A 16,793-nucleotide genomic window follows, 5' to 3' on the forward strand; every position below is an offset into this window, starting at 1 on the left:
CATGACAGACCGATCCAAGCGTTTCGCGTTCTTCCACGAAGCCAAGGCCCCGGCCGGCGCCGAGGGCTGGGAACGCATGTACCCCTATTTCCTCACCTCGCAACCTGAAGGCCGCCCCTCGGAAGACCAGCGGTTCTGGTTCGCCGACTCCATGCACTGGTCGCGCGCGGTACATCCGTTCGACAGCATCGGCGCCGAGGCCGTGTACTACGGCTGCGGCGTGAACGGCGCGCGCAGCATCGTGCTGCCCGCGGCGCTGGGCCTGGACGTGCGCATGGTCAACGGCTATGTCTACATCTGCCCCATGCCGGTCACCGACCCGGCCGAGATCGAGCGCCGCCTGGGCATCTTCCAGGAGCGCGCGGGCCACTACTACAAGAACTGGGACCACCTGTACGCCCAATGGAAAGAGAAGATGACGGTGGTGGTGCGGCGCATGAAGGCACTGCGCTTCGAGCCGCTGCCGGAGATCGAGCCGATCGAGGTGGTCACGGAAGGCAAGGGTCGCTCGGTGTCCTGGGACCTGGTGGAAAACTACCACCGGCTCGTCAACGACTTCTTCCTGGTCTGGCAGTACCACTTCGAGATGCTGGGCCTGGGCTATGGCGCCTACCTGGTGTTCTTCGATCTCTGCAAGCGCGCCTTCCCCGAGATCCAGGACCAGACCATCGCCCGCATGGTGGCCGGCGTGGAAGGCATCGCCTTCAGGCCCGACGATGAGTTGCGCCGCCTGGCCAAGCTGGCGGTGGAACTCCAGGTGGACGCGGGGCTGACGGTGCGCGGAGATGCCGACGACATGCTCGCCGGCCTGCGCGCCACGCCGGCCGGCGTGCGCTGGGTGGAAGCCTTCCACGCAGTGCGCGACCCCTGGTTCAACTACTTCGCGGAGTACGGCTTCCTGCACGACCAGGAAACCTGGAACCAGAACCTCTCGATCCCGCTGCAGGGCATTGCGCGCTACATCGAGCTGCTGCGCGCAGGCGAGGACATCGACCGGCCGATCGCCAAACTTCACGAGGACCGGGACGAGATCGCCGCCGAGTACCGCGCGCTGCTCGCGCCCGAGGAAGTGGGACCGTTCGACGAGGCCCTGGCGCTCTCGCGCAATGTCTTCCCGTACATCGAGGAGCACAACATCTACGTCGAGCACTGGACGCACTCGGTGTTCTGGGAAAAGGTGCGCGACCTGGCGGGCGTGTTCGTGAAGGCGGGCTTCTTCCAGCAGGAGAGCGACCTCTACCACCTCAACCGCTTCGAGCTCGACCAGGCCCTGTTCGACATGGTGGAGTCCTGGGCCATCGGCGTGCCCGCGCGCGGCGTGCAGCACTGGCGTGGAGAGATCGCGGCGCGGCGCAAGATCATGGCGGCGCTGCGCTCGACAACCGCCGCACCGGCCTATGGCATGCCGCCCAGCGAAGTGACCGACCCCTTTGCCATCATGAACTATGGCGTCACCACCGAGCGGGTGCAGGAATGGCTGAGCCAGTCGGGCGAAGGCGCAAGCAGCCGGCTGCAAGGCATTCCTGCTTCTCCCGGCGTGGTGGAAGGCGTGGTGCGCGTGATCCGGCACGAGGACGAGCTGAGCCAGTTGCAGCCGGGCGAGATCCTGGTCGCGGCGATCACCGCGCCGTCCTGGGCGTCGGCGTTCTCCACCATTTCAGGCGTGGTCACGGACATCGGCGGCATGATGAGCCACGCGGCCATCGTCTGCCGCGAATACGGCATGCCTGCGGTGGTCAGCACCGGCTTTGCCACGGCCCGCCTGGAGAGCGGGCAGCGGGTCCGCATCGACGGGTACAAGGGCACGGTCATGCTGATGGACGCATGACCCAGGCCACCGCGCGCACCACGACAGGAACGTCGATGAACACCATCACCACAGCATTCGAGCACGCCCAGGCGCTGGACAAGCGCCTGGTGGGCGGCAAGGCCCACGGCCTGGCGACCATGGCCCAGGCCGGCATACCCGTGGCGCCAGGCTTTGCCGTGACCACGCAGGCCTACGAGGCCTACCTGCGCCACACCGGTCTGGACCAGCGGCTGGCGCAGGCGCTGGGCCGTGTCGACCGGGAGGCCCTGGGCGCCCTGGAGGCCTGCGCCCGCGAGGTGGAGGCGTGGTTCGACGAAGTCCCGCTGCCCGACGGCTTGATGGCTCCCCTGGCCCAGAGCTATGCCAGCCTGTGCCAGGCGCTGCAGATGACCGACGTGTCCGTCGCCGTGCGCTCCAGCGCCACGGCGGAGGACTCGGCCGGCGCCAGCTTCGCGGGCGAGTACGAGACCTTCGTCGGCCTGCGCGGCATCGCCGAAGTGGAGCGGCACCTGCGGCGCTGCTGGGCCAGCGCGTTCTCGGCGCGCGCCCTGACCTATGCCTGGAAGAACGGCATCGATCCGCTGGCGGTGGACATGGGCGTGGTGGTGCAGAAGACCGTCCATGCGCGCGCCGCGGGTGTGATGTTCACCGTCAGCCCCGTCACCGGCGACCGCTCGCGCATCGTCATCGAGGCGTCCTATGGGCTGGGGCTGGGCGTGGTCGGTGGCGACGTCACGCCGGACCGCTTCGTGGTGGCCAAGGTGGAGGGCCATGTGATCGAGCGGGTGCTGGGCGACAAGCACATCGAATACCTCAGCGGCCAGCAGGCCACGCCGGTGGACGACGAACGCCGCGCCCTGCTGTGCATGGACGACGCCGAACTGACCGCTCTGGCCAAGGTGGGCAAACGCCTGGAACGCCTGCACGGAGCGCCACAGGACATCGAGTTCGCCCTGGACCGCGAGCTGCCTCGCGGAGACAACATCGTCCTGCTGCAATGCCGCCCGGTGACCGTGCTGCCTGACCGCAAGGCCCCTGGCCGGGCGGCGGACGATGCGCTGATGCGCTTTGCCAGCGGCGTGCTCAGCGCCGCCTCGCGCTGACTTCAGTTCGACGGCACCAGGAAGTCCTGGCTGATGCGCACGCCGAGTTCGTTCACGCGGTCCAGGAACTGCGTGAGGAACGCGTGCAGGCCGGTGGAGAGGATTTCGTCGATGCGGGCGAACTGCAGATCGGCACGCAGCTTGCCGGCGCGGCGCAGCGTCTCGCCCGAGTGTTCGTTGGCCACCACGGTCAGGTTGTTCACCACTTCGTTCAGGCTGGCGGCCAGGCTGCGCGGCATGTCGGCGCGCAGGATCAGCAGTTCGGCCACGCGCTCGGGCGTGATCACGTCGCGGTAGACCTTGCGGTAGACCTCGAAGCCGCTGACGCTGCGCAGGATCGCGCTCCAGTGGTAGAAGTCGTACTCCTGGTCCAGCTCGCTGGCAGCGCCGAAGAAGTCGCTGTGCACGGCGTGGAACTTCACATCCAGCAGGCGCGCCGTGTTGTCGGCGCGCTCCAGGAAAGTGCCCATGCGGTAGAAGTGGAAAGCTTCGTCCTGGAGCATGGTGCCAATGGCCACGCCACGCGAGAGGTGCGAGCGGAACTTGACCCATTCGAAGAACTCGCCCGGGTCGCGCTCGAAATTCTTGCTCTTGAGCATGCGGTTGAGCTCCAGCCAAGTCTGGTTCTGCGTTTCCCAGAACTCGGTGGTGAGCGCGCCGCGCACGGCGCGCGCGTTCTCGCGCGCGGCCTTGAGGCAGGCAAAGATGCTGGACGGGTTGGACTCGTCGCGCACCATGAAGTCCAGCACATTGCGCGGCGTGATCTCCTTGCCGTACTTCTGCGTGTAGGTGTACATCAGCTCGCTGATGAGCAGCAGGCCTTCCCAGCCCACCTGGGCCACTGCGGCGGACTGCGGCAGCAGGGAGGTCTGGTAATTGACGTCGAGCATGCGGGCGGTGTTCTCCGCGCGCTCGGTGTAGCGGGACATCCAGAAAAGGTGGTCGGCGGTGCGCGAAAGCATGGTCTTGTCCCTCAGTCTTCGAGAATCCAGGTGTCCTTGGTACCGCCGCCCTGTGACGAGTTGACGACCAGCGAGCCTTCCTTGAGCGCCACCCGCGTGAGGCCGCCGGGCACCATCTGGACCTCCTTGCCGGACAGCACGAAGGGCCGCAGGTCGATGTGGCGCGGCGCGACGCCGCTCTGGACATAGGTGGGACAGGTGGAGAGCGAGAGCGTGGGCTGGGCGATGTAGCCACCGGGGTTGGCGACCACGGCCTTGCGGAAGTCCTCGATCTCGGCCTTGGTGGAGGCCGGGCCGACCAGCATGCCGTAGCCGCCGGCACCATGCACCTCCTTGACCACCAGGTCCTTGAGGTGGGCCAGCATGTACTTGAGGTCCTCGGGGTCGCGGCCCATGTAGGTGGGCACGTTGTTGAGGATCGGTTTCTGCCCCAGGTAGTGCTCGATCATCTTGGGCACGTAGGGGTAGATGGACTTGTCGTCCGCCACGCCCGTGCCCACCGCGTTGCAGATCGCCACGTTGCCGCTGCGGTACACGCCCAGCAGGCCGGCGCAGCCCAGCGTGGACGTGGGGCGGAACACCAGCGGATCCAGGAAGTCGTCGTCCACGCGCCGGTAGATCACGTCCACGCGCTTGGGGCCGCGCGTGGTGCGCATGTAGACAAAGTTGTCCTTGACGAACAGGTCCTGCCCTTCGACCAGTTCCACGCCCATCTGCTGCGCCAGGAAGGCGTGCTCGAAATAGGCGCTGTTGTACATGCCGGGAGTCAGCACCACCACGGTCGGCTCGGCCGTGGTGGCGGGGCTGACCGCGCGCAGGGTTTCCAGCAACAGGTCGGGGTAGTGGGCGACCGGGGCCACGCGGTTCTCGCCGAAGAGTTCGGGGAACAGGCGCATCATCATCTTGCGGTCTTCCAGCATGTAGCTCACGCCGCTGGGCACGCGCAGGTTGTCCTCCAGCACGTAGTACTCGCCCACCCCGTCGCTGTTGGGCGCGCGCACGATGTCGATGCCGGAGATGTGCGAGTAGATCTGGTTCGGCACGTCCACACCCATCATCTCCGGGCGGAACTGCGCATTCTGGAAGATCTGGTCGGCCGGGATGATGCCGGCCTTGATGATGTCCTGTTCGTGGTAGACGTCGTGGATGAAGCGGTTGAGCGCCGTCACGCGCTGGACCAGGCCTTCTTCCATGCTCCGCCATTCGTCGGCGGGGATGATGCGGGGAATCAGGTCGAAGGGAATGAGCCGCTCGGTGCCGGAGCCGTCCTCGTCCTTGGCGCCGTACACCGCGAAGGTGATGCCGACGCGGCGGAAGATCATCTCCGCCTCCTCCCGCCGGGCGGCCATCACATCGTCGGGCTGCTGAGCCAGCCAGCGCGCATAGTTCTGGTAGTGGGCCCTGACCTCGCTGGGCGAGGCGTTCATTTCGTCAAACATCGGTCTGCTCATGGGCTTTTTCTCCTGCCCACAGCATAGCAAGGACCGGGCCAGGGCCGATGGCTGCCGCCTCCTTCAACGGCCTTCCATCGGGAAGAACCCGCGCGAGCCCGGGTTCCTCAAGCTAAGGCGCCTCGCTGAAGGTGCCCGCGAACCGGAACGCATCCGAGTCGATGTTTCTGGCGCGGGTGTCCTGCAACTGGCTTTTCAGGCTCTCCCTGGCCCTTCTTTCGTCGCCAAAGCCACTTTTCAGATCGTCACCGGCACTTTGCCAATGGGCATGGCGGATGTAGAGCTGGTAGCAGCCCGGCGTCGCCCCATTCGTGCACAGGTTGTAGCGCGACGCAAGGTGTCTTTCATAGGCGCCAACGACCAGTTGGCCCGAACCGATCTGGCTGCGCTCCGCCGCGTTGAGCACCGGCGCGGACACGAACCGCACAGTGGGCACGTTCCGCTCGAAAATCTGCACCACCTCCAGGCCGCCCTTGGGGTCGGACCGCTGCAGCCTGGCCCCCACCACGTACGACAGCTCCCCGCTGAGCCTGGGCCGGCCCATGGCCGCTGGAGCCGCCGCGGTGGAGCCGACCTGCGCGGGGCTGTCCGTTCGAGACGGCACCGCGGGTCCTGACTGTGGGACAGGCCCAGGGGCCGCGCTGGCAAGCCCAGGGTTCAGTCGACTGGCGGACTGGGCCGCCGAAGCCATGGAAGGCCTGTCGCTCAGGACCTTGGCCGCGACCATGGTTCCTGCCACCACGCCGACGCCTTTGAGCAAGGCATTCCGGGATTCGACGATTTCGTTGTAGCTTTGGATCTGGCCGGGAATCATCCGGTCCGAAGCCTCGATGCTCTCGCGGATCCGCTGCTTGACGTCGGCCATCGTCATGGGGCCGGTCCTCGACCGCCCACCCATGCCCACCAAGCGCTCGGCATAGCCCAGGTAGGTGGGAATATGTTCTGGCCGGTACTGCTTGTTCACCCGGAAAGGGCTGTCAATGGCCCCGCGCAGCGCGGCGGTGTCCATCACGATGTCCAGCGGCAACCCGTCCGATCGGGCACTGCAGGGCATGTTGACGTCCGCGCCACGGTTCAGCAGGGTATTCACGGCCGACGCGCCGGCCACGGTGCCGATGAGCGCACAAAGCGGGGTAATGGTGTTCGCCGTGTCGCCAGGCAGGTTGCTCGCCAGCAGGCGCTCATTGGGCGCCACCTGCCCGGCCTGAACCATCTCGATCAAAGGGAAAGGATTGCCAAACAGGGCCTGCTCCGCCGGTGGACTGGCGCAGCCCGCCAACACAAGAAGAAACAACGACGCTCCGCACGCCTTATGCGCTCTTTGACTCATGAAATTCCTGCTCCTCTGGATCGGTCCTTGAAATGCTTCCGCATTCGAGCATGAAAACCTTTGAGCCCATACAGGCTCGGTGTTCCGTAGACCTTTTGCAACGGTGAAAGCGGCGGGCGTGAGAGAAATGTCACTCCCCATGTGCCGCCAACGCGTGCCAATAGCGGCGAACCATCTCGCGCTGGCAGGCGATGGCATCGGGTTGGTCGCTGCGCCACGTGGCCGCACCACACTCCGGCGAAGCCACCCAGGGAATGCCCCGCTGGCGGTAGCGTTCCAGCACCGATTCAGCCGGATGGCCGAATCGGTTGCGGTAGCCGGACTGCACGATCACCCAGCGCGGCGCAAGGGTGTTGAGCAGCACGGGGCTGCTGGAAGTCTGGCTGCCGTGGTGCGGCGCCAGCATGACCGTGGCGCGCAAACCGGGCCGGGCCAGCGCCAGGCGCACCTCCTGTGCCGCGTCGATGTCTCCGCCGAGCCAGGCGCTGTGTCGCCCGTTGGAGACATGCAGCACGCACGACATGGCGTTGCTGGAGAGGCGCGGCGCGCCGCCCTCGCCATAGTGAACAGGCTGGGGGTGCAGCACTTCGAAGTCCACGCCATCCCAGTGCCAGCGCTGGCCCGCGACGCAACGGCGCCCGGGTTCGGCGTCGTACGAGGACAGCCAGCGCGCATGGGGCTGGGCGGCCTGGACCGAGGCCGCACCGCCAGCGTGGTCGCTGTCACGGTGGCTGACCACCACCGCGTCCAGTGTCTCGCCCAGGGCGCGCAGCAGCGGCAGCACCACGCGGTCACCCGCATCTGCGGCGTCGTTCTGGGGTCCATAACGCGGACCGGTGTCGTAGAGCAGGCTGTGGCCTGCCGTGCGCAGCAGCACGGCGCTGCCCTGCCCCACGTCGAGCGCGATCAGCTCGAACTCCCCAGCGGCCGGGCGCGGCGGCAGGTACAGCAGCGCCGGCCAGACCAGGGTCAGTCCGGCCAGGCGCAGGCTCCACGGCAGGCGCGACACCAGCAGCACCCCACCCACCACCGCGGCCAGCGCGAGCGGCCAGGGTGCCACGGGCCGGACGATGGCGGCCCAGGGCCACTGCGCCAGCCAGGCCAGCCCCAGGGACATGGCCTGCACCGCCCAGGCCGCGGCGTCCCACACCGGCGGCAGCAGCACGCCCAACATGGCCAGCGGCGTGATCCACAGAGTGACCAGCGGAATCGCGACCAGATTGGCCAGCAGCCCCACCAGCGAGAACTGGCCAAAGAGCACCAGCGTGAGCGGCGCCAGCGCCACCGTGACGACGCCCTGCTCACGCACCAGCGACACCAAAGCCCGCGCCACACGCGGCAGCCCGCCCCGCGGCGCCGGGCTGCTCGCATGGCTACCCGGGTCGGTGGCGAACAGGACGCCCACCGCGACGAAACTCAGCCAGAAACCAGGCTGCAGCAAGGCCCAGGGATCCAGGGCCAGGACGGCCACCATGGCCAGCAGCCACACCACGGGCCAGGGCCAGCGCCGCACCCCGAACCGCAAGCCGACCACGACCGCGAGCATGATCAACGTGCGCTGCGAGGGCACGCCCCAGCCCGAGAACACCGCGTACGCCGCCGCCAGCGCCACGCCCCCTGCACCGGCCACCCACTGTGTCGGTACCGCATGCACGGCGGGTGGCCACCGATGCGCCAGCCGCCCCCACATGGCCGTCAGCAGCACGGTGGCGAGCCAGGCAAACATGGTCACATGCAGGCCCGAGATGCTCATGAGATGCGCCACGCCGGTGGTGCGAAACAGATCCCAGTCGGCGCGCTCGATGGCCGACTGCTCGCCGACCACCAGCGCGGCAATGACACCGGCACTGCGCGGGTGCTCCGCCAGACGGATATCGATGCGCTCGCTCACCGCCTGGCGCGCCGCGTCCAGCGAATACCAAGGGCTCGCGCCCAGCCGCTGCGGCGCGGGGTCGCGCGGGCCGCTGCGCACGTAGCCGGTGGCCTGGATGCCGCGCTCCCAGAACCAGAGCTCACGGTCGAAGCCATGCGGATTGGCATGGCCGTGCGGACTGCGCAAGCGTGCGGTGAAGCGCCAGCGCTCACCCGCGCGCAGGCCTGGGCTGCGCGCCGCCAGCACGCCGCCGCCATCGCCCGAGGCGTCCAACCCGCCGTACCAGCTCAATTGCAGGAGCGGTGGCAAGCGCACCGGCTCACCGCGCAGCTGTGCGGTATCCACCTGGAAGTCGAAACGCTCGCCCTGCGGGCCTTGCTGAGGCAGCGATGCAATGCGCCCCGTGAGCTCGATGTCATGCCCTTGCAACGCGGGATCCAGTGCGCCGCGCGCGAGCAGAGCCCCGCGCAAGCCGGCGTAACCGAACCCGGCCAGCACGCCCGCCAGCAGGGCAAGCACCATCCCGTGGCGAGCCCAGGGCCACCCCGCCCGGCCAGAACGCCACCCCCAGGCCATCACCCACGGCACAAGCGCCAGGCCCAGCAGCGCCAAGTAAACGCCGAGCGGGCTCAGTGCGGCCTGCTGCAGTTGCAGCGCCACGCCCGACACCCCACCCACCAAAGTACCCGTGAACCGCGCGCCTGGTCGGCCGCTGTGCGGCCCGTTGTTGTTCTTGTCTGGCGCAAGGCTTGCCAGGAGGCCTGCAAGCCACGCCGGCAATGGCCTTGCCCGCGGACCCATCGTCTCGTGTCGCTCCCATCAACGGCTTCGCGTGGCCCGCCGCGCTGCCGCAGGCAGGCCACGCCGCCATTATCCGAGCAAGGGAGGCCGCGTTCTGCCGTTCGCCGACCCAGGGCGACACGCTTCTGCAGCGGCACCGTCATTCTTCTCTGGCGCGAGACTTGCTAGGATGGCAGGCAGCCGTCGCAGCCCCCCGCGGGCGCGCGGTCCCCAAGTGGTAGTTCCCCTGACGTACGCACCGAAAGCATTGCATGGCCATCCACGTTGCCCTGAGCCACATCACCCACTACAGGTACGACCGGCTGGTCAAACTGGGGCCTCAGGTGATCCGCCTGCGACCGGCGCCGCACAGCCGCACCAAGGTGCTTTCGTACTCGCAGCGCGTCGAACCCGCCAACCACTTCATCAACTGGCAGCAGGATCCGTTCGCCAACTACCAGGCACGCCTGGTGTTCCCGGAGCCCACCACCGAGTTCAAGGTCACCATCGACCTGGTGGTGGAAATGGCGGTCTACAACCCGTTCGACTTCTTCCTCGAACCCTCGGCGGAGAACTTCCCCTTCGACTACGACGCGGCACAGAAGCAGGAACTCGCGCCCTACCTGGCCACCGCACCGCTGACGCCGCTGCTCAAGGCCTATCTCGCGCAGGTGGACCGCCGCGAACAGCGCACCATCGATTTCCTGGTGAGCATCAACCAGCGGCTGCAGCAGGACATTGCCTACACCATCCGCATGGAACCCGGCGTGCAGGCGCCGGAGGAGACCCTGCAGCTCAAGAGCGGCTCCTGCCGCGACAGCGGCTGGTTGCTGGTGCAGATGCTGCGCCACATGGGACTGGCCGCACGCTTCGTCTCGGGCTACCTGATCCAACTCACGCCCGACGTCAAGTCGGTGGACGGACCGAATGGCCCGGAGAGCGACTTCACCGACCTGCACGCCTGGTGCGAGGTCTTCCTGCCCGGCGCGGGCTGGATCGGGCTGGACCCGACCTCGGGCCTGCTGGCGGGCGAGGGGCACATTCCCCTGGCCTGCACGCCGCAGCCGTCCAGCGCTGCCCCGGTGGAAGGTGCCGTGGACAAGAGCGAGGTGGAGTTCAGCCACCACATGAGCGTGACGCGCATCTACGAGTCGCCGCGCGTGACCAAGCCCTACACCGATGACCAGTGGGCCGGCGTGCTGGCGCTGGGCGAGAAGGTGGATGCGGACCTGGAGCGGCACGACGTGCGCCTGACCATGGGCGGCGAACCCACCTACGTGGCCACCAGCGACCGCGACGCGCCGGAGTGGAACACCGACGCCCTGGGCCCTACCAAGCGCGGCTACGCCACCGAGTTGCTGGGCCGGCTGCGCGAGCAGTACGGCGCGGGCGGCTTCGTGCACATGGGTCAGGGCAAGTGGTACCCGGGCGAGCAGTTGCCGCGCTGGGCGCTGTCCATGTTCTGGCGCGCCGACGGCGAGACCATCTGGCACAACCCGGCGCTGCTGGCCGACGAGCGCGACGAGGCCCACTACACCAGCGACGACGCCCGCCGCTTCACGCAGGCGCTGGCACGCCGCCTCGGCCTGTCCACCCAGTACATCACGCCGGGCTACGAGGACACCTGGTACTACCTCTGGCGCGAACGCCGCCTGCCGGTGAACGTGGACCCCTTCGACAGCCGGCTGGACGACGAACTCGAGCGCGCGCGCCTGCGCCGCGTCTTCAGCCAGGGACTGGACGCCACCGTGGGCTACGTGTTGCCGCTGCAGGCGGCCGGGCCCAGCGGCATGCTCTCCAGCCAGGGCAAGAGCAGCTACCCGCGCCTGTCGGGCACGGTGTGGTCCACCGGCCCCTGGTTCTTCCGCGACGAGCGCATGTACCTGGTTCCCGGTGATTCGCCCATGGGCTACCGCCTGCCGCTGGACTCGCTGCCCTGGGTCTCCGCGAGCGACTACCCCTACCACATCGAACAGGACCCGCACACCGCACGCGACCCGCTGCCACGCGGGGCAGCCACCCGCCACCAGGTGGCTCCGCACCAGGTGGGGGGCGGCTTTGCCGAAGGCGGCACCGTCTCCCTGCAGGGCATGGACTTCGACCCCGACAGCGAAACCGTGGAGGGGGGCCTGCGCCCAGGCCAGCCCGGCCCTGGCGCCGCGCCTGCACAGGCGCTGTCCGCGCGCTTTCCGCAGCGCGGCGAATCGGCCGCCTGGCTCACGCGCACCGCGCTGTGCGTGGAGGCACGCGACCCGCACCGAGCGAACGGCCCCAAGGCCGAGAAGGCCGGCGGCGGCAAGACCAGCCATCTCTACGTGTTCATGCCGCCGCTGGCGCACCTGGAGGACTACCTGGACCTGCTGGCCGCGGTGGAGACCACGGCGGAAAAGCTGGGCATGTCCATCGTGCTCGAAGGCTACCCCCCGCCCCGCGACCCCCGCCTGAAGATGCTGCAGGTCACGCCCGATCCGGGTGTGATCGAGGTCAACATCCACCCCGCCCACAACTGGGGCGAGCTGGTGGAACACACCGAATTCCTCTATGAGGCCGCGCACCAGACCCGGCTGTGCGCAGAGAAGTTCATGACCGATGGCCGCCACACCGGTACCGGCGGTGGCAACCACTTCGTGCTCGGTGGCGCCACGCCGGCCGATTCACCCTTCCTGCGCAAACCCGAGCTGCTGGGCAGCCTGCTGGCCTACTGGCACAACCACCCTTCCCTGTCCTACCTGTTCAGCGGCCTGTTCATCGGCCCGACCAGCCAGGCCCCGCGCGTGGACGAGGCCCGCAACGACCAGTTGTACGAACTGGAGATCGCGCTCTCGCAGATCGAGCAGAACCGCCAGATACACGGCCCACAGATGCCGCCCTGGCTGGTGGACCGCACGCTGCGCAACATCCTCATTGACGTCACCGGCAACACCCACCGCAGCGAGTTCTGCATCGACAAGCTGTACTCGCCCGACGGCCCCACCGGCCGACTGGGCCTGCTTGAGCTGCGCGCCTTCGAGATGCCACCGCATGCGCGCATGAGCATCGCGCAGCAATTGCTGCTGCGCGCCATGATCGCGCGCTTCTGGCAACAGCCCTGGCAAGGACCGCTCACGCGCTGGGGCACCGAGCTGCACGACCGCTTCCTGCTGCCGACCTTCGTGCGCATGGACTTCGAGGACGTGCTCGCCGACATGGCACTCTGCGGCTACCGCTTCGACATGGCCTGGTTCGAGCCGCACTTCGAGTTCCGCTTCCCGCTGGTGGGCGAGGTGGCCGCGCGCGGCATCGAACTCACCCTGCGCAGCGCCCTCGAACCCTGGCACGTGATGGGCGAGGAAGGCGCGATCGGCGGCACGGTGCGTTACGTGGACTCCTCGCTGGAACGGCTGGAGGTCCGGGTGAAGGGCCTCAACCAGAGCCGCTACGTGGTCACCTGCAACGGGCGCGCCGTGCCGCTGCAGAGCACCGGCACGGTGTCGGAGTACGTCGCCGGCGTGCGCTACAAGGCCTGGAGCCCGCCGTCGGCCCTGCACCCGTCGATACCCGCTCACGCGCCGCTGACCTTCGACATCGTCGACAACTGGCTGCAGCGCTCGTTGGGCGGCTGCCAGTACCACGTGGCCCACCCCGGTGGCCGCAACTACGACACCTTCCCCGTCAACGCCTACGAGGCCGAAAGCCGCCGGCTCTCGCGCTTCTTCCAGATGGGCCACACGCCCGGGCGCATGGTGGTGGAGCCGGCGGCCAGCAGCCGCGAGTTCCCCTTCACCCTGGACCTGCGGACATGAGCCCGGGGTACGTCCGGGCTGTGTGAAGGATGCAACAGGCTGACACCGGTGGCTCCGCGCCCGGAGCGCCCGCACGGGCATACTCGGTGCCAGTGAATCCCGACCCCACCGAATCCCTGTTCTCGGGGCTGCGCCCCACATCGCCGGCCGATCTGGCGTTGTCGCTTTCGGTGCCGGCAGATGCCGGCCACCGCGACGAACTGCGGGCCGCAGGGGCTCCTGACGCACCCACGCTGGCCGCGCCCTGGGCCAGTTTCTTCGAACACATCGGCGCCGACGGGTTCGCCGACCTGGACCGCCGTCACGAGAACCTGCAGCGCCAGATCCGCGACAACGGCGTCACCTACAACGTCTATGCCGATGCCGCGCGTGGACTGGAGCGGCCCTGGGCCCTGGACCTGTTCCCCAAGCTGATCGGACCGCAGGACTGGGCACAGATCGAGGCCGGCGTGCTGCAGCGCACCCGGCTGCTCAACGCGATGATGGCCGACCTCTATGGCCCGCGCGAACTGCTGCAGCGTGCCCTGCTGCCAGCGGCGCTGGTGCAGGGCCACCCGGGCTACCTGCGCGCCATGCAGGGCATGCGCCCGCCGGGCGACACCTGGCTGCACATCGTGGGCTTCGACCTCGCCCACGGTCCCGATGGCCGCTGGTGGGTGGTGGGCCAGCGCACGCAGGCGCCCTCGGGCCTGGGCTACCTGCTGGAAAACCGCATCGCGATTTCTCGCCAGTTCCCCAAGGCTTTTTCCGGCATGAAGGTGCAGCGCCTGGCCGCCAGCTACCGCGCGCTGATGGATGGCATCAAGCGCATGGCGCCCGAGGGCGAGAACGCACGCATCGCGCTGCTCACGCCCGGGCCGTACAACGAGACCTATTTCGAACACGCCTACCTGGCCCGCTACCTGGGCCTGACCCTGGTGGAGGGCAGCGACCTGACAGTGCGCGACCAGCGCCTCTTCCTCAAGACACTCAGCGGTCTGGAGCCGGTGCATGCGCTGATCAAGCGCCTGGACGACGAGTGGCTGGACCCGCTGGAGCTGCGCGCCGAGTCGCGCCTGGGTGTGCCTGGCCTGCTGCAGGTGCTGCGCGCGGGCAACGTACTGCTGGCCAACGCGCCCGGCTCGGCACCGCTGGAGTCGAGCGCGCTGCTGGGCTTCCTGCCGGCCATCAGCCGCCACCTGCTAGGTGAGGAACTGCACCTGCCCTCGCTGGCCACCTGGTGGTGCGGCGAGGATGCCGCGCTGCGCGAGGTGCTGCCCTTGCTCAAAGGCAGCGTGATCAAGCCCACCTACCCGCGCTCGGGACTGGAAACCGTCATGGGCCAGAGCCTGGACGAGCGCGCCCTGGACGAATGGTCGGGCCGCATGGCGCGCCACCCGGACGACTACACCGTGCAGTCCTGGCTGCCGCTGTCGCAGACACCGACCTGGACCGGCGGCCGGCTGATCCCCCGCTCGGTGATGCTGCGCGTGTTTGCGCTGGCCGATGGGCCCGGCTCCTGGCGCGTGCTGCCCGGCGGCCTGGTCCGGCTGGCGCCGCGCGGTGAACTGATCGCGGCCATGCAGCGCGGCGGCAGCAGCGCGGACTGCTGGGTGCTGACCGACGGTCCGGTGGACCACACCAGCCTGCTGCAGGCCGCGCCCAGCACGCTGGCCCTGGCGCAACAGAAACAGCCCGTGACCAGCCGCGCCGCCGAGAACCTGTTCTGGCTCGGCCGCTACACCGAACGCGCCGAGAACACCATCCGCCTCGCGCAGATCGTGCTCGACCACCTCGGCGGCGAGGAGCCCAGCTCGCGCCCGCTGATGGCCTGGCTGTCGGACACCGCGCGTGAAAACGCCCTGGTGCTGCCGGACGTGCCGGCGGCCACGCTGTCGCCGCGCGTGTTCGCACGCAGCCTGATCGCCTCGCTCTCACCCCGGCCGGACGCCCCGCAGGAAACGCAGACGCTGAGCGTGGGTTTCAACCTGCGCGCGCTCAAGAACGCGGCAGCCCAGGTGCGGGAGCGGCTGTCGCAGGAGCACTGGAACCTGATCGAGCGCGTGGAAGCCGGCTTCGCCCGCGACGGCGAGGCCTTGTCCACCGATGCCGAGTACGCGACGGCCGAGGCCCTGTCGGCCCTGCAGCACGCCAGCGAACTGCTGGCGGCCATCACCGGCTCGCAAACCGACCGCATGGTGCGTGACGACGGCTGGCGCATGCTCTCCATGGGCCGACACATCGAGCGGCTGATCATGCTCTCCCGCGCGCTGGCCCTAGCGCTGGAACACCGCTGCCTGCACGATGCCGCGGGCTTCGAGGCCGTGGTCGCCCTGTTCGACAGCACCATCACCTTCCATGCCCAGTACCAGCAGCGCCGCGACATGGTGGCGCTGGTCGACCTGCTGGTCATGGACCGGGACAACCCCCGCTCCCTGGCCTGGGTGGTGCAAACCCTGCGCTCCCGCCTGGCCAAGCTGGCCCACAGCGCCACGCCCGAGGACGCGGCGCTGGCGCGCGCCCTGCCCAACCCGGACACCTGGGTGCTGGCCGATCTGAGCAACTGGCAACGCAGCCCCGAAGGCCTGCGCACCTGGCGCGCACTCGCGGAACTGCTCGACGACTGCGAAGCCTCCGCGGTGGACCTGTCCAACGAGATCACCCGGCTGCACTTCAGCCACGCCGATCAGCGCAACCAGAGCCTGGGAGGCTGAGGTGCTGCTCAGGATCCTTCACCGCACGCGCTACCGCTACCAGAGTCCCATCGACATGGCGCAACACATGTTGCACCTGCAGCCAAGGGACACGGCGTGCCAGCAACTGCTGTCCCACGAACTGCGCCTGGACCCCGAACCCGCGGCGCGCAGCGATGCGGTCGACGTGTTCGGCAACGCGCGCACCTTCTTCTCGCTGCAGTCCTCGCACACCCGGCTCACCGTGGAAGCCGACAGCCTGGTGCAGACACAGGCGCCCCAGCGCCTGCCCGAGGGCCCGCCCTGGCGCGGCATGGGCTGGGAGCGCGTGCGCGAGCACTTCCGTTACCGCGCGCAGGCACCGTTCGATGCCGCCAGCGAGTTCCTCTTCGCCTCGCCCTATGTGCCCCGCGACGACCGTTTCGCCGAGTTCGCGCGCCCCTCTTTCCAGCCGGGGGCTCCGATGCTGCTGGCGGTGCGCGACCTGATGGAGCGCATCCACGGTGAATTCACCTACGAGGCCGACAGCACCGAGGTCAACACCCCCGCGCTCAGGGCGCTGGCACAGCGCAAAGGGGTGTGCCAGGACTTTGCCCACATCATGATCGCCAGCCTGCGCAGCCTGGGCCTGCCCGCACGCTATGTGAGCGGCTACCTGCTCACCCGACCGCCACCCGGCAAGCCGCGCCTCATCGGCGCCGACGCCTCGCACGCGTGGGTCTCGGTCTATGTGCCGGCCCCGGCGGAGGACAGCGCCTCGCCTGGCGCCTGGTTCGACTTCGACCCGACCAACAACCGCTGCGGCTGGGGCAGCCCGGGCGAGGACTACGTGACCCTGGCCACCGGCCGCGACTTCGGCGACGTCTCGCCCATGCGCGGCGTGATCCAGGGCGGCACGCACCACCAGCTCACGGTGGAAGTCACGGTGGCGCCACCGGACGAATTCGCCGGGCTGATGGCACCGGAACCTGCCTGAAGCAGGCTGGGCGCAGACCTCCCCGCCGATAGAATGGCCGGCTCAATTCCAGGA

Annotated in this window: 9 protein-coding genes; 5 read left to right on the plus strand and 4 right to left on the minus strand. The window is 68.6% G+C overall.

Annotated elements, in window-relative coordinates:
- Position 1: 1 nt before the first annotated feature.
- Both KIT53_RS08110 and KIT53_RS08115 read left to right on the plus strand, forming a co-directional pair.
- A complete protein-coding gene (locus KIT53_RS08110; RefSeq protein ID WP_297750341.1) occupies positions 2-1,828 on the plus strand; it encodes a PEP-utilizing enzyme in 1,827 nt (608 codons plus the stop codon).
- Positions 1,825-2,913, plus strand: coding sequence for a PEP/pyruvate-binding domain-containing protein (locus tag KIT53_RS08115; RefSeq protein WP_297750344.1), 1,089 nt, complete (start codon positions 1,825-1,827; stop codon positions 2,911-2,913). The genes KIT53_RS08110 and KIT53_RS08115 overlap by 4 nt, the downstream gene beginning before the upstream one ends.
- A gap of 2 nt (positions 2,914-2,915) precedes the next feature.
- Here KIT53_RS08115 and KIT53_RS08120 read toward each other — a convergent pair whose 3' ends face one another.
- The 4 genes from KIT53_RS08120 to KIT53_RS08135 form a co-directional block, all read right to left on the minus strand.
- A complete protein-coding gene (locus KIT53_RS08120) occupies positions 2,916-3,875 on the minus strand; it encodes an alpha-E domain-containing protein (protein ID WP_297750348.1) in 960 nt (319 codons plus the stop codon).
- 11 nt (positions 3,876-3,886) lie between these two features.
- Positions 3,887-5,326 (minus strand): circularly permuted type 2 ATP-grasp protein, encoded by a 1,440-nt coding sequence (locus KIT53_RS08125; RefSeq protein ID WP_297750350.1) that lies wholly within the window; start codon positions 5,324-5,326, stop codon positions 3,887-3,889.
- Positions 5,327-5,438: 112 nt separating this feature from the next.
- Positions 5,439-6,548: a hypothetical protein gene (locus KIT53_RS08130; RefSeq protein ID WP_297750352.1), complete on the minus strand. Its 1,110-nt coding sequence runs from the start codon at positions 6,546-6,548 to the stop codon at positions 5,439-5,441.
- Between the two features lie 238 nt (positions 6,549-6,786).
- Positions 6,787-9,189 carry a DNA internalization-related competence protein ComEC/Rec2 gene (locus KIT53_RS08135; RefSeq protein WP_297750355.1) on the minus strand — a complete coding sequence of 801 codons (2,403 nt, stop codon included), beginning with the start codon at positions 9,187-9,189 and terminating at the stop codon, positions 6,787-6,789.
- A 392-nt stretch (positions 9,190-9,581) separates the two neighbouring features.
- On the opposite strand from KIT53_RS08135, the gene KIT53_RS08140 reads away from it, so the two are divergent.
- From KIT53_RS08140 to KIT53_RS08150, 3 genes are all read left to right on the plus strand, one after another.
- A complete protein-coding gene (locus KIT53_RS08140) occupies positions 9,582-13,091 on the plus strand; it encodes a transglutaminase family protein (protein ID WP_297750357.1) in 3,510 nt (1,169 codons plus the stop codon).
- A 92-nt stretch (positions 13,092-13,183) separates the two neighbouring features.
- Positions 13,184-15,784: a circularly permuted type 2 ATP-grasp protein gene (locus KIT53_RS08145; RefSeq protein WP_297750362.1), complete on the plus strand. Its 2,601-nt coding sequence runs from the start codon at positions 13,184-13,186 to the stop codon at positions 15,782-15,784.
- A 1-nt stretch (position 15,785) separates the two neighbouring features.
- Positions 15,786-16,739, plus strand: a complete 954-nt coding sequence (locus tag KIT53_RS08150) for a transglutaminase family protein (protein WP_297750365.1) — start codon at positions 15,786-15,788, stop codon at positions 16,737-16,739.
- Positions 16,740-16,793: the final 54 nt, after the last annotated feature.

The organism is Hydrogenophaga sp. (assembly GCF_026125785.1).
Taxonomy (GTDB): domain Bacteria; phylum Pseudomonadota; class Gammaproteobacteria; order Burkholderiales; family Burkholderiaceae_C; genus Hydrogenophaga.